The organism is Falsihalocynthiibacter arcticus, from assembly GCF_000812665.2.
Lineage (GTDB): Bacteria > Pseudomonadota > Alphaproteobacteria > Rhodobacterales > Rhodobacteraceae > Falsihalocynthiibacter > Falsihalocynthiibacter arcticus.
The window spans coordinates 4,275,136-4,294,930 of sequence record NZ_CP014327.1 but is presented as its reverse complement, the minus strand read 5'-3'; the positions used below and the strand labels follow the sequence as shown (position 1 = coordinate 4,294,930).

Below are 19,795 nucleotides of genomic sequence, written 5' to 3'. Positions count from 1 at the left end.
TTTAGGCGGGTAGTTTGGTGCGGTTTTTGGTATCAAACACCCATGACATCCGCCACTGATCTTCCTGACGATATCGATGCGCTCAAAGCACTTTTGGCGGCCGCCGAGGCCCATATCAGTGCGCAGAATACGACCCTTACCGAGCGTGACGGCATCATCCAACGCAAGGAAGACCGCATCATTCGCCTCGAGAAGCTGTTGACTGACTTCAAGCGGGCGCTCTACGGGGCGAAGTCCGAGAAAGGCGATCCGGATCAATATCACCTCGCGTTGGAGGACATCGAAACAGCCATGGCTGTCGTCCATGCTGAGGACGTAGCGATTGACCCGCCAAAGACAGCAGGCGCGACGAAGCCACCCAAAGGGCGTGGTGTGCTGCCAAAACATCTGCCGCGTGTTGAAGAGGTTTTTGCACCCGACAGCACGATCTGTGGCTGCGGCGCTGAGCGCCACATCATAGGTGAAGATGTCAGCGAACGCCTAGACATCGTGCCCGCGCAGTTCCGCGTCATTGTCACACGCCGCCCCAAATATGCCTGCCGTGACTGCGAGGCAGGCATTGTCCAAGCACCTGCCAAACCACGCCTGATCGAAGGCGGCATGCCGACTGAGGCCACCATTGCCAGTGTGATTGTGTCCAAATATGCCGATCATCTGCCATTGTATCGTCAGTCACAAATCTATGCACGGCAAGGCGTTGATATCGACCGATCAACACTGGCATTCTGGGTTGGGAAAGCCGCGCATGAACTGAAGCCTGTCCATGACGCTCTGCTGGCACACCTCAAGAGATCCACAAAACTGTTTATGGATGAGACGCCGGCGCCGGTGCTCGACCCTGGGCGAGGTAGAACCAAGAAAGGTTACTTCTGGGCGCTCGCCCGCGATGATCGCGCTTGGAATGGGCCAGAAGCACCCGGGGTGGCCTTTACTTATGCGCCAGGACGATCCGGCAAATACGCAACCGAGATTTTGCAGGGCTTTGGTGGCATCCTGCAAGTGGACGGTTATGCCGGATACAACCGCGTGCTTAATTTGCGGGACAATGCCCCGATCCAACTGGCGTATTGCTGGGCTCATGCACGACGCAAACTCTATGAGTTGACCCATAATAACGTGGCCCCCATCGCCGAGGAGGGTCTCAAACAGATCGCAGTCCTCTACCGGATCGAAGGCCAAGTCCGAGGTCAATCCGCTGAGGAACGCTTAGCGATGCGACAGCAAAAATCTGCGCCAAAAGTAGCGACCTTCAAAATATGGCTGGATCACACAAGAACGCAGGTCTCTGCCAAATCTCCAACTGGCGCAGCGCTCAAATACATCGCCAAATACTGGGATGGCCTGATCTTGTTCCTGACCGACGGTCGCATCGAGATGGACAGCAACGCCGTAGAACGCACAATCCGCCCCATCGCCCTGCAAAGAAAGAACGCGCTCTTCGCGGGTCACGACGCTGGCGCACAAAACTGGGCCATGCTCGCGTCGCTGATCGAGACCTGCAAACTGAACAAAATCGAACCGCACAGCTACCTGACCAGCGTCCTCACAGCCATAGTCAACGGACATAAGCAGAAGCACATCGAGCAGCTGCTACCGTGGAACTACGCCGCATAGGTGGGACCAAAGCAGCGCTTACGGTCTTTCTCACACTTCTGTTGCTTAATTTTTTCACTCTAGTTTCATAGAGTACTTCGTGGACGACCTCATTCAGTTGCGCGATTGGTCATTGCATGGCGCATTTAAGAAATGATCCCCTTTTGATAGCTTTTGCCGCGGCCCTGAAAAAGGAAAGAAAGGCTCAGAACTTGTCGCAAGAGGAGTTGGCCTGACGTGGACAGATGAGCGCTAGATACGTTTCTATGCTCGAAACAAACCGTCACCAGCCAAAATTGGAAACGCTCGGGCAGCTATGTGATGCGCTTGGTCTAAGTTTGGTGGAATTTGCTCGCAAGATTGAAGAAGCAGAGTAAAAAGAAAATTGACTTTCAGAGCCTTTCTCTGAGGGCTTCGTAAGACTTCCCCGTTGGGGCACTATGTGGTCTGGCAAAGTAGTAAAAGCCCGGCCATTCGGCCAGATTCGCCAGCAGATCGGCGTCCCCTTTGTGGCTGAGAAGTTTGTTGGGTTTCTACTAATCCGGTCTATGTGAACGATCAACTTTTCCGCCAAGCTGGCGTTAAATGGGTTCACGCGCTGGTTGTAGCAGTGTCCGACCGCTGAAGTCGTCTTTTTTTGTTCATTATGTATTCACGCGAAGTGAGAGAGTTAGATTTTGTCTTTAGCTGCCAGATCTTATCGTCTTGTAAAATATAACGAATTTTCTACGCATATTACCTAATGATCTATTCATCTGTAGGGGTGCGCGTATTTGGACATCCGGGGTATTCTGTATGTTAATGATGTGACCTCTGGAGAAGTTATACAGAGCGTAAAATATTGCTAGAAAGGAACCGGAACTAAGCCGTGACAAAATCAACAGAGGATAGTGTATGCCAACTGGGGGGGGGGGCCGACTGAAGCGGAATGGGAACATGCGGCGCGAGGCGGTCTTGAGGATGTGCGGTTACCATGGGGCGGCGAATTGCCAAATGATACCGATTTTTTCCCCTGTAATATTTGGCAAGGGAATTTCCCCCATAAAAATACCACAGGAGACGGATATATCGGAACGGCCCCTGCAATCAGTTTTGAGCCAAACAATGTGGGGCTTTACAATATGGTCGGCAATGTTTGGGAGTGGAATGCCGCAGCATTTCGGGTGCGCTCGCTAAAACGTACCGCGCGTGATCCAAATGCTGCGGCCAAAGGGAATAGACTGATAAAAGGCGGCTCGTTTATGTGCCATATAAGTTATTGTTTTAGAATAGAATAGCTGCAAGAACGTCGAATACACCGGACAGTTCGAGTTCTCATACGGGGTTTAGGGTTGTTTATGATGCGCCGCCGGAGGCCTTAGAAATCTTGCGCTGACCGCAGCGTGATCCCAGATATAGTGAAACGCGGGAAATGAATTGCCGCTGGGCGGGCGCTATCCAGCGTGAGCAAGGTCTAACTACCACAAAAGCGAAATTGAGCCCCCGCCCAGAAAAGCAGGGCGGGGGCTTACTCGCTTACTAATTATACCCTTTAAAGTCTTTCACACCCGCCGGAATGTTCGGGTACTTTTTCACGCTCTCTTCGTATTTCCCTACAGCTGTGAGCATCGGGTCAAAAAGCCAAGCCATGGTCAGTGTCGTGGTCCACAAGTTGAAATCCTCATGTGGGTCACTGGACAGGTCAAAGAACAACGGCAGTTGTGGCACGATGTAGGCCTGATCGATGGCTTCCAATGCTGGCCCTGCGGTCATGCGTTGGATCATTTTGTAGTTGCGCCATTTTACAGACATCAACTCGCCATCTGTCCCAAAGAACATATAGTCCTCGCGGCCAGTGGTTTTGCTTTTGCCGAGCAAGAATTCAGAAATGTCCTTGCCATCGATGGGGCGATCCGTGGGGACCAGTTTCGACGCACCAACGAGGGAGGCCAGAGTTGGCATCCAGTCAACTGCGGCAAACATTTGGTCGGTCACCTGACCTTTGGCGAATTTACCAGGCCAGCGCACAATTGCGGGTACGCGCATGCTGCCTTCGAAAGGTGTGTAGAAGAAATCGCCGCGGAATGGACCGTTTGAGCCGCCATTCGCGCCAGCGCCGCCAGAAAGACCACCCGTGGCGTTGTCACTGCTTAGAACAACGATGGTGTTGTCTTCGACGCCAGCTTCTTTGATGCCATCAAGCACCTGACCGACACGATAGTCCATCTCGGCGATACAGTCGGAATACATCCCACCGCGCTCGGGAGACGTGCCGACGAAGGCCGGATTACACTGGATCGGGGGGTGCATCTCGGAGTAGCCAAGATAGACGAAGAAAGGCTTGTCTTCCGCCGCTTGTTTCTTGATAAACGCAACCGTTTTCGGAATGAGGTAGTCGGCGTCGATAACTGGACGCACCTTCATATCCAAATCCATCGCGGGCTTGGATTCCTCGCCCTTCTTGCCTTCTAGGACATGTGGCGGGACGTTGAGCAATTCCGTCTTCCCCTCTTTGGCGAGGATTTCTTTCGCCATCAAGTCGTACATCGGATAGCTGGTAAAGCCGGACTGATCCCAACTATTGGGGATGCCCCACCACTCGTCAAAACCCTGATCGTTGGGCAAGCGACCTTGTACGTTGCCCAGATGCCATTTGCCGTAAAGCGCGGTGGCATAATCGGAATCCGAGAGCAATTCCGCGATTGTGTATTCCCAAGGCACCATGCCGTCTTGGCCACCGGGGGGCGGTAGCACGGAATAGGTGCCGGAGCGGACAGGATGACGGCCCGTCATGATTGCCGAACGCGATGGCGTGCACTGAACTTCGACATTGTAGTTGGTAAAGCGGATGCCTTCGCTGGCAAGCTCATCAATACGTGGCGTTGCCGTCGTGCCGCCATAAACACTGAAATCGCCATAACCGACGTTGTCGACGAGGATGAATACGACGTTGGGTTTCTTTTCTTCGGCGAACACCGGCGGGGCAGCGAGCATTGTCGTACCGACCAATGCACAGCCTAGTGTTTTAAGTGCTGCGTTTCGTCTCATGTATCTTCCTCTTTTGTGTTGCTTCCATCAACAATCAAAGCATTGCTAGGGAAACGGTTTTGCAGATGCGACCTAGAATATGGCCGCGATCCCTGCTTGGTTTACTTCGACGCTTTGCGCCCAAGGGGGATTGAAAGTGTTGCGAACACTGCAGTGCCCTCAACGCGGTTTTCCGCAGCGAATTCCTTGTACCCGCGCAAGTTCGCATAGGCCGCCTGTCCGTTAACGGTAAAGGAGTAGCCGATTTGCGGTCCAATGGCAGCGACGCTGGATTTTAACCCGTCGTCGCGAACTGAGGGGCCTGAGTCGCCCGTCAACTGCCCATAAACGTACCCCACAAGACCGACTTGCCAGTTTTCATTCAGGAACCGTGACGCGGACCAATCTAAGTGTGCGTCGATCCCGTTCCGATACCCCGTGTCGCTGTTTTCAAGGTTGTAGGTGACGCCCACGACAGAGGAAAACTCGATGCCCTTTGCTGCGTCAAAATAGGTATACCCCCACCCACATCGACCGCGCCGTGGCCAATGCCGATATTCGCAAGGCGGCTTGAATCGTAATCGCCCGTGGGGATGTCGCCGGTGATATAGGTCATCCAGTTGTTATTACCCTCGTTCCAAGCCAGGCTGACGATGGGGTAGAGATCGGTAAAGCCCGTCACGGAATCGCTGCGATCCAGCTCGGTGGTGATACCGGTGACCGCAAGGCCGGCGTCGGTCGTGTTGTTGCCCCAACCGAACCCTAAGCCAATGGCTAGTTGACCACCCCAGAGTTTGGTTTCCGGCGCATAGGTTGGCTGCGCCATAAGTAACGGTACGGTAGAATTGAGATTTGCCGTTGCCGTATTACCGCGCTTCAATTGTTTGGACCCAGAAGCGCCACCGCCATAACGATACCCTTGAATTGGCACAGACCAGCCAGGTGTCGCGGGTACAGCAGCAAAGCTCCCGTATTGCCCCGAAAACCAAAACGCGACGCCCCCCTCGTCGGCACTTGCCGGCAAGGCAAGCCCGCCTGCAAGAAACAACGTCGCTAGAAAAGAGGTTCGGCGTGTTTTGTGAGTCATTGCAGTATCCTTCTGTATTTCCATTTCCCTAATTCCCACCAAAATTCGTCACGTTGGCGGGCTTGGGGTTTGGGTGGTCCTTTAACGTCGCTTCGTATTCCATAACGGCCTTCAGCGCCGGTTCCATAGCCCAAATGAAATTTCCGCCAACATTGACGTCTTCATGTGGGTCCATTTCGATATTATAGACCGAAGGATATGCGCGGTCTATAAAACCGGTGTCTGCTCCTCCCAACTGAAGGTGGCCGCTCCCTGTCCGAACCTCGTCTTTGAAATAAATCCGCCATTGTTTCCACCGCGCCGCAACAAGATCCGCGCCGATAAAGCTCAGCAAGGTTTCACGCGCGCCGGCTTCACTTTCCCCTGTTAGAACCTTGGTCTGATCGACACCGTCGATAGGACGATCTTTCGGGAGTTCTTTGCCAAGAATAGCGGCAAACGTCGGCAGGAAGTCCATGATCGAGAACATCGCATAAGAATCCGTGTTCGGCTTCACATGGCCGGGCCAGCGAATGAAGGCAAACGTTCGGATGGACCCTTCAGTTCCCGCGCCAAGCCTCCCTCGGAACGGGCCAGAACTTCCCATGTCGGGTGCGCCAAGTGCGCTCCAATTGCTGAATTCAAGACCTGTTGGGCCATTGTCCGAGGCAAATACGACAATTGTATTGTCGTCGACACCCGCCTCCTTCAGAGCATCAAACACTTGGCCGACATGATGGTCGCCCTCCATGATCTTGTCACCGTATTCACCGATCCGAGATTTCCCCGCGAAGTCCTTAGAAGGGAGGTTGGGCGAATGGCCCATCGAAAACGGGAGGTAAAGAAAGAACGGTTTTTTGGCGGCGGCCTGTTCTTTGATAAAAGCGACGGATTTCTGGGTCAGATCGACGTCAATTTTGGCGCGTTCCTCGAGTGTAAAAGGCTTCACCTTTTTCAATTCGCCGCCAGCCTTTTGCTCCATGATCCAAGGCCCCTTATCGATGAGGTCCTTCTCGGGAACGTCCCCAGCACTGTGGCTTAACATGACGCCCGGCACGGTTGCCGCAGAATCCCAAGATGTATTCGGAGGAATGCCATAGAACGTGTCGAACCCATGCGCGGAGGGGAGGCTTTGCGCGTCGATCCCAAGGTGCCATTTGCCATAAATTGCCGTGGAGTATCCCGCATCCTTGAAGAGTTGCCCCATTGTAAACGCAGTCTTGGGGAGGGTATTGGGCGTACCCGGAATAATGAACAGCGAGAGGCCGTTGCGGATTGAATATTGGCCTGTCATCAAAGCTGCGCGTGACGGAGTACAAGATGGCTCGACGAGAAACTGGGTGAGCGTTAACCCCTCGCGAGCAAGCTGATCCGTGATGGGGGTGGGCATGCCACGCAACTCACCGCCACCATATGGCCCCATGTCGCCAAATCCGACGTTATCGGCGAGAATGAAGACCACGTTGGGGGTCTCCTGCGCGAAAACTGGACTAGCGGCAGCGAAAAACGCTCCGAGAACAGCGTGTAAGAGCTTGGATTTAAGGTCCATCTTCATCAATCTCCGAAAGTATTTTTGCAATCACCAGCCCGTTATCCCGCAGGGCCATTTGTTGGATGTATAGTTTAGGAGGCACCTATTTCTGGTTTGGAAAGCCTTCATCCTACTTGAATTTTCGTATGTCTTTCCGTTTGAAGGAACTACTGCGTGATTGAACGAAGTAAAGACCATTACGCGCCAAAGTATAAAGCTGTACATTTGGACGTGAAATTCGTGGAATTATCGCGGGTTTTCATCAACTGGAAAACGGAGAGCCGTAGAAAGACAATTGCTTCGCCACCTGAATTGCGTCAATTATACCGCGAAGTTTAATATACCGCCCAGAGAAAAGCTGATGGTACGAACATGAAACAACCCCTCATTACTCGGGCGGCATACCTCCAAATATATATCGATATCTTTCGCGACGTGGGTATTCCTGTTGAGCGCCAATTGTCGAGTTCTCGACTTCCTAGGCTCATAGAGGAACAACCAGATGCCTTTATCAGCCTTCCCCTTGCTTTAGAATGGATTGCGCGCACGGGGTATGACCTTGCGCCAATGGAACTCGGCTTTCTCGCTTCAGAGGGGTTGACTCTTGATAGCCTAGATGGCGCCATGCTTGCGGCCGTACTTGATGCGCCAACAGGGCTTGCTCGGATTGAACGGTTTTTTCGTTTGCATGCGCTTGAAGACAACTCAGTCACCCCTCGCATGAGCCGCGAAGGAGATAACGTACGCCTGATTATCGAGAATTTGAGCCTAGATCAGCATCCCTATGCCTGTCTGGCACAGTGGCTAAACCTTCGTGCTGTTATCGCTGTCGTTCAAAGTATTGCATCGGAGGGCTGGTCTCCGCCGGAGATTACTTTCGTTGCTGGCTTTCAGGTTCCTGAAAGCGCCCAAGCAGCTTTTCCGAACACCATAGTTCTTACGGGGCAGCCAAATACGTCGGTGCTCATAGAGGCACAGCTTCTTTCGCAATCGTGCACTGAAATGGCGTCGAAAGATGCGGTTCGGGGAGAGGAACCTCTTGCTTTGAATTGTGAAGAAAGCTGGGCCTTCAAAAGTGCATTGCGGAATATGATTCAACCATATCCCTCGGACGGGCGTTCGGATCTTGTGTCGACCGCGGAGTTGGCTGGAATGAGCACGCGCACACTGCAACGACGTTTGATGTTGTGTGGCACAAGTTACGGCGATTTGGTTCAGGAAGCGCGCTTCGAAGTTGCGCGCACAATGTTATCCGACAGCACAACAAAGGTCCGTGATGTCGCAATGATGTCTGGCTACGAAAACCCTCAGCACTTCTCGCGAGCGTTTCGTCGGATGACGGGCGTGAGTCCAAGTGAATATCGTCACAACAGAACCCACAGGGAAACATAGGCCCAGAGTTATAAGACTGTTGCAATCTAGAGCGCTGGCCCACCCTCGTTGACAAAGGGGGGGGCAGCACAGTTTTTGAGCTCAACTTAGCCTATTCAACCAACCTTTTTAGGGTCAGTCTAAACCCCGTTTCCGCGTTCAACAGCCTCGGGCAATTCTGGAGAGAAGTTGACCGTCGTTGAACCATCTTCGCTCGCAACGGAGGCTGGAGAAGGGTACAGAGACCCGTTATAAAAGGTCTGTACCGCCAGCTTCCAGTTGTCTGCCTTTTCGCTCCTAGCCTTGCGGTTCATACCAGATGGGGGAGGTGTATCCGCGCTCTTGGAGTTCGACGCGCACATCTTCGGCCAAGGCCAGATCATAAAATACGGCATCATAGGCGGGCCAGCGGGGTGTCGGTATTTCGAGAACCCGCGCGTAATAGAAGGCCCGCAATGCCGGATCAAACTCTGGATCGGTCCAGACTGTGATAAGCTCAGGCGCGCCGATGTCGTTGGTAAAGGTTGCCGCTTTTACGTCCACTGTGCTGCCCACGGCGGGCACTTTGCCATCGCTTGCGGGTTGGCGCGTCTCTGCGTCACTCCAGACAACGTCAAACACTTTCTCCTGTGTTTTGCCAGTCGCGTCGACCCAGCCTTTGACAATCTGAACCCGATCCAGATTGGCGCCGATTGGATCTTTGAGAGCCGCCACAAGGAAGGTCGGGGCTCCGTCACCTGCGCGGGGGCCGAGGTCAGTTCCCATGGGCACGCCTTTGGTATAGCCGATTTGCGCGGGGGTGCGGCTGAGAGCATCCGCGGCCGCAAAATCCCACGCACCAAAGAAGCGAATGGTCAAACGGGTGCCTGTTGTCGCGTAGGTTTCGCGCCGCGCCATCGCGTCAAAGATCGCTTCTCGCGTGTTGTCGGTGGCCCAAACGCTGGCAAGGCCCGCAGCGCCAACTTCCCATTCCATGATGGTGGCAATATCGGTTTTCATGAACACGGTCGATGTGCGTTCGGCGGAAGGTTCCATGCTCGAAACCTTGCCGAAAAAGTTGTCCTCAGAGGCAGTTGCGAGGCCGGTATGGGAATCCGTCGACCCGATCACGCCAAATTTGTAGGGGTTCACGCCGAGTTTGTCTTGGAGCAAAATCCCGTTTTTCAGGGCTTCGCGGGAGTATTCATACTGCAGCATCTCGGGGGTTTTGGCGGCACTGACGTTCAGGTTGCCCTTGTCCCATGTTTCGAAATTCGCAAACTCATCATTGGGGGAGAGGAAGGGGTGCGCCTCGCCGTCGCCTTTCATTTGGGTATTCTCGTAAAGAGGCTCCCATTTGGCGCGGGTCTGGGCATAGGCAAGATCAACGGGCTTGCCGTCAAATGACTCGATCACCGGAAACATAATACCGTTGGACAGGTTGCCATTGTGGGCGATGGCCAGAATGTCGCCGCCAGTTTTTGCCTCGTAGTTTTCCATCCAATCCCAGAGGTCGCGCGGGTTGTTGCTGCCGTAGGGCGCTTGTGTGGTATAGGGCAAAACTTGGCGCGCCACATCGCCGCCGTCGCGGTAAATGATATTGCGGTGCATATTGCTGCCCGGGGCAACAAGCGAGGTCCACTCATACCCGATAAAGGCAGTAAATATCCCCGGATCATTGGCCTCTTCAGCCGCATCAATGATGTCTTCCCAAGTCGATTTATAAGCCGGTGTATCGGGTGCCAACATCAGAGCATCCGGAAATGTACCCGCCGCAAATTGGGTGACGATATCCATCGCAGCTTCCGCGCCTTGGCCGGACTGGATCAGATTATACCATTTTCTCCCTGTCGGATCGGCCAGCATAGACGGATCGCCTGCCAAGAGTTTCGGAAAGAAGCCCATGTTGTCGGAATGGTCGGCGACAACAAGGAAGTCGAGCGGACGGGAGAGCCGCGCTTGTTGGCCACTTGATGCGGTCAACTCCTTGCCTTTGGCAAATTGATAGGCGTCAGCGGGACTCAGGCGTGCACCAGCCGCCCCCGCATCCATCGAAATTTCCGTGTGAAGATGCGTGTCGCCGAAAAAGGGCCGATCCGGAAAATTGCGGCCCGCATACGGGGAATACGCGCGGGCCGGAAAGAGACCTTCCAGTTTCGCCGGATCGAGCGCCCCACCTCCGTCCATCACGGTCTGAGCGGCGGCGAAACCGGAACCAAACAACGTTGCTGCAAATGTAAGAGCGATGGAAGGGGTGCAATATTTCATGAGCGGAAAATCCTTTAAGTAGGTCTTTGGGCATTAGAGTTTGTAGCGATATTTTACAGCTTATAGTGAGAGCGGTCACTATAAATTTCCTTTTATGCGCCCACTTCAAGTCTGCTCTGGAGCGAAGAGCAACGCGAGCATAAGGAGAGAAATTGCTCCAACCCAAGCGGAAACTATCCGAAATGCGATTGGAACACTGGGCCAAGTGTACTTGCCTCTGATGAAATCTGAGATACCGAAGATATAGAGCAGGCCCAAGTTCGCTCCGATGAATGCCCCTAACGTTGTTATGATCCGGTCCCGTAATGGCCCCGGATCGGCAAGCGAAATGCTCCCCATCCAGATGCCGCCAATAGCCGTAAATGCGATAGCAAGCGCTGCGAGTGCACAGGCCGCAAAGGTGGTTGTGAACATTTCCAAATCCGATTGCCCGATTATGTTGCTGACCAGCATTCCGACAATCATGGATGGCAAGAAAACACATAGTGGCCAGCGCGCCCGCAGGGGAGGGAAGCCTCCGACCAATAGGCCAAGGCCTAGCATGAGGAGCGCCTGTGCTGGTGTAGAGAATGGATGTATTAGACCTGTGTAGAAGCCCTCAATTCCAGGAATTGGGCTATGCGCGTAGGCAGGGTATGGCGCTATCGAAAGCGCCACCCCACTGAGCCATCTTGCAATCATAATCAGGCCATGCCAGTCAGAAACGCCACGCCGGCAAGAGAAATAAACCCACCCGCACTCCGAACGGCAACCCGACCGACTGGCCATTGGGCGAGCAGGCCAAAAGCGATGCCGATCAGGTGGAGCATGCCCGTAGCAAGGGCAAAGCCCACGGCAAAGGCAAAGGCGTTGGCGGATTCTGGTAACTCGGTTCCGTGTGCATAGCCATGGAACACGGCAAATGATCCAACAAGAATGGCAGAAAGCCAGATGGGGGGCTTCACAGCAAACGCGATCATCAGACCCAATACGACGGCTGATAGGGCGATGCCGACTTCAACCGCGGGGATTGGGATACCTAGGATTCCGACCACCGCTCCAAGCGCCATAATAAGAGGGAAAACAACGGGAAGTATCCAAATAGCTGGCGTTCCAAGGAATGCTCCCCAGAGCCCGACAGCAACCATTGCGGCAACGTGGTCCCAACCGAGAACAGGATGTGCGAAGCCACTCATGAAACCTCCGCCATATCCCTCGCCCGTGTGCGCCATGGACGGCTCCGCAAGGGAGATTGTTGTAATCGCGAGTACTATAATAAAATTTTCCAGGCGTTTGTCATGGATTTTCCTTAAGGCTCTACAAATATTTTAAAAACAGTCTCACGAATGAAGCTGTCGAAATGGATTTTCATTTTGCGGACAATTTGCCCAAAAATAGCGTTGCACGTAAGAAGACCGCTATGGTTTGGCTAAAACCAATGCGGTCGGTATGGTCAGCGGCTATTGCAATTGAGAGCGCTGGCCCACCCTTGCTGATGAAGGGGGCCAGCACGCGTTTTTAAATATAGTCGCGCCTATTCAACCAGTTCGATTTCGCTTGGGCGCCAAGACTTGTCGAAGAACGCTGGCAGGGGGCTGTACAGACGAAGGATGGTGAACCAGCCTTTTTTAGGGTCAGTTTGAATCCAGTTTCCGCGTTCAACGCCCTCGGGTTGTTCAGGAGAGAAGTAGACCGTCGTTGATCCATCTTCGCTCGCCACGGAGGCTGGCGATGGGTAGCTTTGCGAACCTGCACGGGGGTACTTCTGTGGTGTTTGTAGCATGGAACGCGTTTGGTTGTCGTATAGGGTGAACGACCAAAATGCACGCGCAGGGACGTCTTTGGGCAGGGTGACTTTGTAGGTCTTCGCGCCGTCAAACTGTTCGTTCTTGGCGTCAAGAAAACCCATCAAATACTGGGACCCCACATCAGGGATACGCATGATCATACCGGGGCTGTCGAGGGTATAGGCAAAGTAGAACGCCGTGCGAGAGTCCAATGTCCGCGCGCCTGTCGCAGGGTAGGGCTTGAACATACCGTCTTCAAACGCGGGAGGTGGTGTTTCAAAGAAGGCGCCACCTTCAAACAGCATATTCCCCCAGTTCGACCCCTCATAGTAAGCCCATTCAGGGTGTTGCATGGCAGAACGCCAATTCAATGACCGTCCAGCGCCCTGACCTACGGCCGCGGCATCATTGAGGATTTTCTTCATCCGATCATCGGGCGCGAATTCTTTGCCATGGACGATGCCAATGTCAGCGAGCTGGCCTGCCAATTCCACATCATAGCTTGTGGCTGGTTCGTTTTGAACATTCTCGTTGATCATCTCGAAGAAACCGTAGTCGCTGGGAGGAGTCGTGTTGAACGAAACACCCGTGAGTTCATGGAACTTCATCTCAGGAGCTTTGGCAACTGCGCCAAGGCGCACTTCACCCTCAAGCGCTTCAGCTATACTGGTTCCAAACCCGCCCGCCGCATAGGGGTAGATTTTAAGGTTATCTTTGATGTTTTGGGCCGCAGGTTTAGGATCGTTGTCCACGAGGAAAGATCGCGCCGCATAAAGGGCTTTGTTGGTTTTTGAGTGGGCGACAAAGTATCCGCCTTCAGGGAGAGGTCCGTCATAGTCCGGGCCAACAATCAGATATTTTCCGCCTGTACCGCGATCTGGGCCGGGGCGCCCAATATCGATGATCCATGAAAACCACATATCGTTGATCGTACCAAGGCCATTTGTGGGCTGTTCGACAACGATTGGTCCCTTAGAAAGATCAAGAATAGAAAGGTAGTATATCGTGTCGGCATTCGCCGTTAGGAACAGCGAATTCGCATCCATCAAGTCAGAGAAAATACCAACTTCGTTGTCAGCTACTCCGGCACCTTCAAAACCCTTGGCGATAGCCAGAGCCGAGGCTCCACGAAAGCTGTTATTATAAGCATTAAGCGCGCTGGTGAAATCCATAGTGTCAAAGATTTTTTGCGCCGTGTCGGCTGTTGGTACGCCATCTTGGAAGTCAAGATGGCCAATTCGCGTCTCGATTTTGGACGGAGCAGACAGAGAGTCGAGCGTCTCTTGGCTGACATCGGCCCAACTCGCGCAGGGCAAGAGCGCCAATAGTGCGGCTCCCGTTGTAATGGCTGTTTTTTTCATTTCATACGTCCTTCATTGAATTGCGACTTCAAAGTTCAATTGTAATTTTGGATTTTTTCATAAGGAGAAGCTGGTAAGCCACAGTGATAATTGCCCGCACTACGGAATCCAATCTTGCTGTTTTTGCCCCTGCTTTTCGTTCAGAGTATTCCTCGTGCATGTTAAGCGAGCGTTTAGGGAATACTCCACAAAGGCTCGAGTGTACTTCCATTTTGAAAGGAAACTCGCCAAGGTTTAGGACGCCCATGCTCCCTGATGGAACCCCTAACAATGCGTATGCACAAACAATGGCGCGAAATGGTAATTGATTGGAAAAACTTCCTCCCTTACTCATCAAGCTAAATCATTTTTTAAATTAGCTTTTTAATAGGGGCTAAACCGCCCAAGCAAAAAGGGAAAACCGTTACGATGAGCAAAAGACACAAAGTGAAATTTAAGGTCGCGCTATCGAAAATTGCAGTAACAACCCTAGCCGTCGGAGCGTTAGCGCCCTTTGCTGTAGCCCAAGAAATAGCTGAACGAGAAGCCTATTTCGGCGAGACACACGTTCACACCAGTTGGTCATTTGACGCGTATATCTTTGGCAACCACCTCACCGGACCGGCAGACGCGTATAAGTACGCCAAGGGCGAACCGATCAAACATCCGCTTGGCTATGACATTCAGATCACCACACCGCTGGACTGGATGGGGGTCACGGACCACTCGGAATACGCCGGCGTTGTCCGTTTGGCGAACCAGCCAGGATCAGCAATTAGCAAGCTACCTATTGCCGACAAACTCATCGTTAAAGATCCCGCGGACATCCAACGCATTTATCTTTGGCTCGGCGAAAGTATGATCGAAGCGAAGCCAATTGCCGATTTGGTGAAGCCCGAGATTTCCGGCACTGTCTGGGATGACAATAACAAGGCTGCTGATGCTGCAAACGAGCCTGGAAAATTCACGGCATTCTGTTCCTACGAATGGACCTCAACGCCAAATTTCCGAAATATGCACCGCAACGTCTTTTTCAAAGACTGCGCTAAAGTTCCTGAGGCACCTTTCAGTGCGCTTGAAAGTGAAGCACCAGAGGATCTCTGGGCTTGGATGGACAAACAGCGTGATGCTGGAAACGAACTGTTGGCAATCTCTCATAATGCTAACGTGTCGGGCGGAATTATGTATCCCACAGAGGTCGATTTTAAAGGGTGGCCAATTGACAAAGCTTGGTCTGATGCGCGCGAACGTAATGAACGCCTCACCGAGATCAAACAGATCAAAGGAAACTCGGAGGCGCACCCACTTTTGTCGCCCAATGACGAGTTTGCCAACTTTGAAATCCTTAACTTCTTGCTCGGAAATCCAGAGGACTCCTTTGTGACTTTGGGCGGAAGCTATGTGCGGCAGGCGTTTAAGGACGGTGTCGCAATGCAGCAGGCCGAAGGGTACAATCCCTATAAAATGGGCATTGTCGGCGGTTCGGATTCGCACAACACTGGCGTGCCATATCGCCAGGAAAACTTCTATGGCGGCCATGCGCGGCTTGACGGAACTTCAATGGAACGCATGGGCGGGCATAACTTTACTGGTCTTGATGTGCGGTTTGAAAACCCTGCTGGCCTGACAGGTCTTTGGGCCGAAGAAAACACCCGCGGGTCTTTGTTTGAAGCGATGCAGCGCAAAGAGACTTTTGGCACCAGCGGACCTCGGATGAAAATTCGCATGTTCTCAGGCTGGAGCCTATCGTCTGATCTGGATCAGCGCGAAGATTGGGTTAAAGCGGCATATGAGCAAGGCGTGCCCATGGGCGGCGATCTACCTGCGCCTCCAGAAGTAACTCGTTCCGGCACCACTACGCCACATTTTGTGGTTTGGGCAATCAAGGACCCGTCAGCGGCTAACCTTGATCGTATCCAGATTGTCAAAGGCTGGTCACAAAACGGCCAATCGTTTGAGAAAATCTTTGATGTGGTTTGGTCCGATGACCGCGTGCCCGACGTGGTGACGGGCAAGGTGCCCGCGATTGAATCGACAGTGAACATTGCAAGTGCAACTTATGATGACACCACAGGCAAGACCGAATTGATTGGCACATGGAGCGACCCCGAATTTGACGCGTCACTTGACGCCTTCTATTACGCCCGTGCTTTGGCGGTTCCAACACCACGTTGGACCACGATCCAAGCCAAAGACCTTGGCGTCTCCCCACCCGAAATGGTTTCCGCAACCGTGCAGGAACGCGCATGGTCCTCACCGATCTGGTACACGCCAAGTTCGGATGCTCGTGGCCAAGCGGTCGCTGGCAAGACAACGGATGATCTTGAAAAAGCAGGGGCCGTTGCTTTGACGGATGCGGAACTAAAAACGTTGGTTTCGGGCAAGTATCTATGGTTGAAAAATTCGGTTACGGGCGGCTTGATGAAATCACGTTGGACCGAGGATGGCCTTTTGATGTTCATGAACATCGATCCGCGCATTGATATTCCCTCCGAATTCGGCGATCTCGTGGCGCACTCCAATTTAGGGGAAGCGAACAGTGCCTATTCGATTGCAGACGGAAAGATCGTAACGAATTTTGGCAACCGCGATTACAACTACGCGGTCTACAAGATGGAACCTGCGAAATCTGCGAGCGCGGATGACAAGGCGAAATCTAGCTACTATTTCGCTCGCAGCAACGAGTTTGGTTATGCAAATTATGAAGTCGTTGAGCCTCCCGTCTTCTTAGGCACTGAGATCACGGATGCCGTTGTACCGTCAGAATCGATTGCCAAATAATGAAGACGATAAAGTTGTTTTGGGCGACCCTAGCGCATGCTGGGGTCGTTCTTCTTTTCATGGCGAGCAGCGCGACTGCCTGCGCAATCTGCCTGTCCGCGATGAGCCTGTCCAATGGTCAACATTTGGAGAATGCTGATCAGGCGGTCCTTGCCCAAATTGATCCTTCAGGAGCATGGCAGATTGTCGCTCAAATCAAAGCGAATGGCCCCCTAGATTTACAGGGAATGTCAGAAGACGTAACACCCAAAACCGACCCCACTTCGGGCCATGTTGAATTGCTGGTGCGCGATAGCCTTGGGGAACATTGGAGCAGCCTTGGGGCGTTCAATCCCGAATACACAGACTGGCTGACTTCCCTTGCGGCACAGCCACCCCTAGAAACATTCTCCGACTGGCAGGCACGTCTAACACTGGTGGCGCCGCACCTAGAAGCAGGGCGCTTAAGTGTCGAGGAAATGGCCCACGGCGAACTGGCGCGTGCTCCGTATGCGGCGTTTGCATTCCTGAACGGTATGTTTACAGCAGACGAGTTGATTGCGCGGATCAATGTCGAAGACGTCGCCTCTCGCCGTGCGGCTTATATATTGCTTTTAGGCATGACGGATGAAGCATCTGTCGTTGATTTTTTGAATCCGCGGATTGAAGCCGCAATAACGACAGGCGACGCAACAGATATCGCAGCCTTGCTGGCCGCTAAGCTTGAAATCCTCGGGCCACCTTTTGTGCAATGGGTCACTCAGAACATGCTTCTAGCCCGTGATCGGAGCCCTGCCGATATCGAAGCTGGGCTTCTTGCGCTTGCTGTCCATGGCGACACGGACCTGACCGTCCCACGTTCGGAGGTCATTGAAGCCTATCGCGCGTTCATTAACGCGCGACCCCACATGTCTGGTTTTGTGGCGGCAGAACTTATGGAATGGCGCGACTGGAGCTTGTCTGGGGACTATGCTGTGTTGCTGGAAAACGGCGCACTTCTTGATCCTGCGAGCGAATATGCAATAACCCGCTATGTCCAAATGAGCCAAGATGCGGTTACCGATAAAGAATTGAAAGAACCCAATGACCAGTAATAATCACCCCGATCAAGGCACGTTCGCAAAACTCCTTCGCGACCCGTTCGTTCATTTCGCCCTTGGTGGACTGGTTGTGTTTGCAGCTTGGTACGCGTTCAAAGAAGACGAGGTTTTGTCGCGAACTGATGACATGGTGATCGAGATTACAGAGGGGGACTTGCGCCAAATTGGTGTGGTTATGATGTCGCAAGGGCGCGATCTTCCTTCTCCCGATCAGATGCGTGAATTAGCGCACCAAGAAGCCCTCCAGCGTGTCCTTGCGCGGGAAGCCATTGCGCTTGGCCTCGACCAAAACGACGAGATCATCTCGCGGCGTTTGGCCCAGAAAATGGATTTCCTTCTGACCGACCTCGCAGCCCTGACTGAGCCAACCGCCGATGAATTGAAGGAGTGGTATGCAGACAACGCAGACTTGTTTGCATTGCCGCCGCGCGTGAGTTTTAGTCATTTGTATTTCTCGCAAGACGAGCGTGGGCTTGAGGGGGCAAAAACCGCAGCAGAAGGTTTGCTTCCAGACTTGGCGAACACTAACCCCTACGATCCTGATCTCAAAGGTGCCGCTGACCGCTTTATGTTCCACGACTATTACGGTGGACGCGCGCCTGACGATATTGCCCGTGAATTCGGCCCCAGCTTTGCGCAGGAGGTCTTCGCGCTGCCATCTGGAAGTTGGCAGGGGCCGATCCGTTCTGGGTATGGTTGGCACCTCGTTTGGGTCGATACTTTAGAGCAAGGCAACACAGCCCCCTTTGAAACTGTAGAGGACGACGTGCGCGCAGCTTGGCTCCAAGATCGCTATCTTGAAATCCGTGATCGGGCCTATGACGAGATGTTGTCACGCTATGAAATCGTAATGGCGGATCCAGAAAGCGTCTCATACTCACCCGCACAGGGTGGTGATAACGGGGCCTTCGGACAATGATAGGTCGCGCCTCATTTGGACGCCAGATCGCACTCATTTTCCTCCTGTTCTTAGCCGTTATTCTGAGCTGGACGGGGACAGCGAGGGCCCACGATGTTCGCCCAGCTTACCTACAGATCGAACCCCTCGGACCCGACCTTTATACGCTCCTTTGGCGGACGCCGGTCTTGTCCGGCGTGCCGCTGCCGGTTGTGTTAGACCTTCCCGAGAATGCCATAGCCTTATCAGAACCCACACAGCAACATATGCCCGGAACCACAGTTGAGCGCCGCGCCATCGAGGTTCCAGGAGGGCTGGCGGGGAAACGTATCGGCTTTATCGGGCTTGAGGCGACAATCACTGATGTACTGGTTCGGATCAGTGACGGGAAAGGCGGCTACGCAACCACACTCGTGCGGCCGTCGAACCCATGGGTCGAATTGGACCCGAACCTAAGCTCTTGGGCGATTGCGGTAACTTATATAAAACAGGGGATTGAACACATCCTGCTGGGCTTTGACCATCTGTTGTTCGTGGCATCATTGCTGTTGATCCTGCGGAACTGGAAGATGGTGGTTAAGACCATCACATCCTTTACGGTTGCCCATTCCATCACGCTTGCGTTGGCTACTTTGGGGCTTGTGCATCTGCCGTCTGGACCCGTTGAGATCATGATTGCCGCAAGCATCGTCCTCGTCGCAATCGAGGCCGTCCGGTTTACGCGCGGAGAAACCAGTATTACGATTGCGCGCCCTTGGCTGGTGGCTTTTGTATTCGGCTTGCTGCACGGTTTTGGCTTCGCGGGAGCATTGGCCGAACTTGGTTTGCCAAAGGGAGATATTCCGCTGGCGCTGCTGTCCTTCAATGTCGGCGTTGAATTAGGTCAGTTGGCATTCGTCGCCGTGGTCCTTGGGGCTATCGCATTGGTCAAACAATTGGTTACGATCCCACGTCGCGCACTTTTATTCTCTTGTTATTCGATTGGAATCATTTCGACGTTCTGGGTTTTTGAGCGCCTCTATTTCACTTTCATCTAAAACCTCCCTTTTGAAATCTCTTATTTCGTAGGATCTGTGAGTGTTCATGAAGTGCGGGTAGGCTGATCTAATAATCACGT

Annotated in this window: 14 protein-coding genes and 1 pseudogene; 8 read left to right on the top strand and 7 right to left on the bottom strand. The window is 53.1% G+C overall.

What is annotated here, in order from left to right; all coding sequences use genetic code 11:
- Positions 1-42 precede the first annotated feature (42 nt).
- From tnpC to RC74_RS21095, 3 genes are all read left to right on the top strand, one after another.
- Entirely contained in the window at positions 43-1,614 is a 1,572-nt protein-coding gene (gene tnpC, locus RC74_RS21100; protein WP_062628145.1) for an IS66 family transposase, read from the top strand.
- A 224-nt stretch (positions 1,615-1,838) separates the two neighbouring features.
- A complete protein-coding gene (locus tag RC74_RS23620) occupies positions 1,839-1,970 on the top strand; it encodes a helix-turn-helix domain-containing protein (protein ID WP_335339562.1) in 132 nt (43 codons plus the stop codon).
- 513 nt (positions 1,971-2,483) lie between these two features.
- Complete coding sequence (locus RC74_RS21095; RefSeq protein ID WP_062628403.1) at positions 2,484-2,870, top strand: formylglycine-generating enzyme family protein; 387 nt, start codon at positions 2,484-2,486, stop codon at positions 2,868-2,870.
- Between the two features lie 241 nt (positions 2,871-3,111).
- Here the strand turns inward: RC74_RS21095 and RC74_RS21090 are convergent, their stop codons facing one another.
- The 3 genes and pseudogenes from RC74_RS21090 to RC74_RS21075 all read right to left on the bottom strand — a co-directional run bounded on the left by RC74_RS21090 (position 3,112) and on the right by RC74_RS21075 (position 7,214).
- Entirely contained in the window at positions 3,112-4,620 is a 1,509-nt protein-coding gene (locus tag RC74_RS21090) for an arylsulfatase (RefSeq protein WP_062628402.1), read from the bottom strand.
- 101 nt (positions 4,621-4,721) lie between these two features.
- Positions 4,722-5,425: pseudogene (locus RC74_RS23270) on the bottom strand (SphA family protein).
- Between the two features lie 289 nt (positions 5,426-5,714).
- Positions 5,715-7,214 (bottom strand): arylsulfatase, encoded by a 1,500-nt coding sequence (locus tag RC74_RS21075; RefSeq protein WP_218918100.1) that lies wholly within the window; start codon positions 7,212-7,214, stop codon positions 5,715-5,717.
- A 354-nt stretch (positions 7,215-7,568) separates the two neighbouring features.
- On the opposite strand from RC74_RS21075, the gene RC74_RS21070 reads away from it, so the two are divergent.
- A complete protein-coding gene (locus tag RC74_RS21070) occupies positions 7,569-8,588 on the top strand; it encodes an AraC family transcriptional regulator (RefSeq protein WP_039004115.1) in 1,020 nt (339 codons plus the stop codon).
- Between the two features lie 276 nt (positions 8,589-8,864).
- Here RC74_RS21070 and RC74_RS21065 read toward each other — a convergent pair whose 3' ends face one another.
- The 4 genes from RC74_RS21065 to RC74_RS21050 all read right to left on the bottom strand — a co-directional run bounded on the left by RC74_RS21065 (position 8,865) and on the right by RC74_RS21050 (position 13,941).
- The gene (locus RC74_RS21065) at positions 8,865-10,814 is read right to left on the bottom strand and encodes a DUF3604 domain-containing protein (RefSeq protein WP_039004114.1); all 1,950 of its coding nucleotides are present in this window, start codon (positions 10,812-10,814) and stop codon (positions 8,865-8,867) included.
- Positions 10,815-10,919: 105 nt separating this feature from the next.
- Positions 10,920-11,495 (bottom strand): HupE/UreJ family protein, encoded by a 576-nt coding sequence (locus RC74_RS21060; protein WP_039004113.1) that lies wholly within the window; start codon positions 11,493-11,495, stop codon positions 10,920-10,922.
- A 2-nt stretch (positions 11,496-11,497) separates the two neighbouring features.
- Complete coding sequence (locus RC74_RS21055) at positions 11,498-12,025, bottom strand: HupE/UreJ family protein (RefSeq protein WP_218918099.1); 528 nt, start codon at positions 12,023-12,025, stop codon at positions 11,498-11,500.
- A 302-nt stretch (positions 12,026-12,327) separates the two neighbouring features.
- On the bottom strand, positions 12,328-13,941 hold the full coding sequence (locus tag RC74_RS21050) for a DUF1254 domain-containing protein (RefSeq protein WP_039004110.1): 1,614 nt from the start codon (positions 13,939-13,941) through the stop codon (positions 12,328-12,330).
- Between the two features lie 408 nt (positions 13,942-14,349).
- Here RC74_RS21050 and RC74_RS21040 point away from each other — a divergent pair, with 408 nt between their 5' ends.
- From RC74_RS21040 to RC74_RS21025, 4 genes are read left to right on the top strand one after another with little or no spacing between them, the layout of a single operon-like run.
- Positions 14,350-16,701, top strand: coding sequence for a DUF3604 domain-containing protein (locus RC74_RS21040; protein WP_082802381.1), 2,352 nt, complete (start codon positions 14,350-14,352; stop codon positions 16,699-16,701).
- Positions 16,701-17,774 carry a hypothetical protein gene (locus tag RC74_RS21035; RefSeq protein WP_039004107.1) on the top strand — a complete coding sequence of 358 codons (1,074 nt, stop codon included), beginning with the start codon at positions 16,701-16,703 and terminating at the stop codon, positions 17,772-17,774. Before RC74_RS21040 ends, RC74_RS21035 begins: the two co-directional genes overlap by 1 nt.
- On the top strand, positions 17,764-18,699 hold the full coding sequence (locus RC74_RS21030; protein ID WP_052275091.1) for a peptidyl-prolyl cis-trans isomerase: 936 nt from the start codon (positions 17,764-17,766) through the stop codon (positions 18,697-18,699). The genes RC74_RS21035 and RC74_RS21030 overlap by 11 nt, the downstream gene beginning before the upstream one ends.
- Positions 18,696-19,715 carry a HupE/UreJ family protein gene (locus RC74_RS21025; RefSeq protein ID WP_052275090.1) on the top strand — a complete coding sequence of 340 codons (1,020 nt, stop codon included), beginning with the start codon at positions 18,696-18,698 and terminating at the stop codon, positions 19,713-19,715. The genes RC74_RS21030 and RC74_RS21025 overlap by 4 nt, the downstream gene beginning before the upstream one ends.
- Positions 19,716-19,795 lie beyond the last annotated feature (80 nt).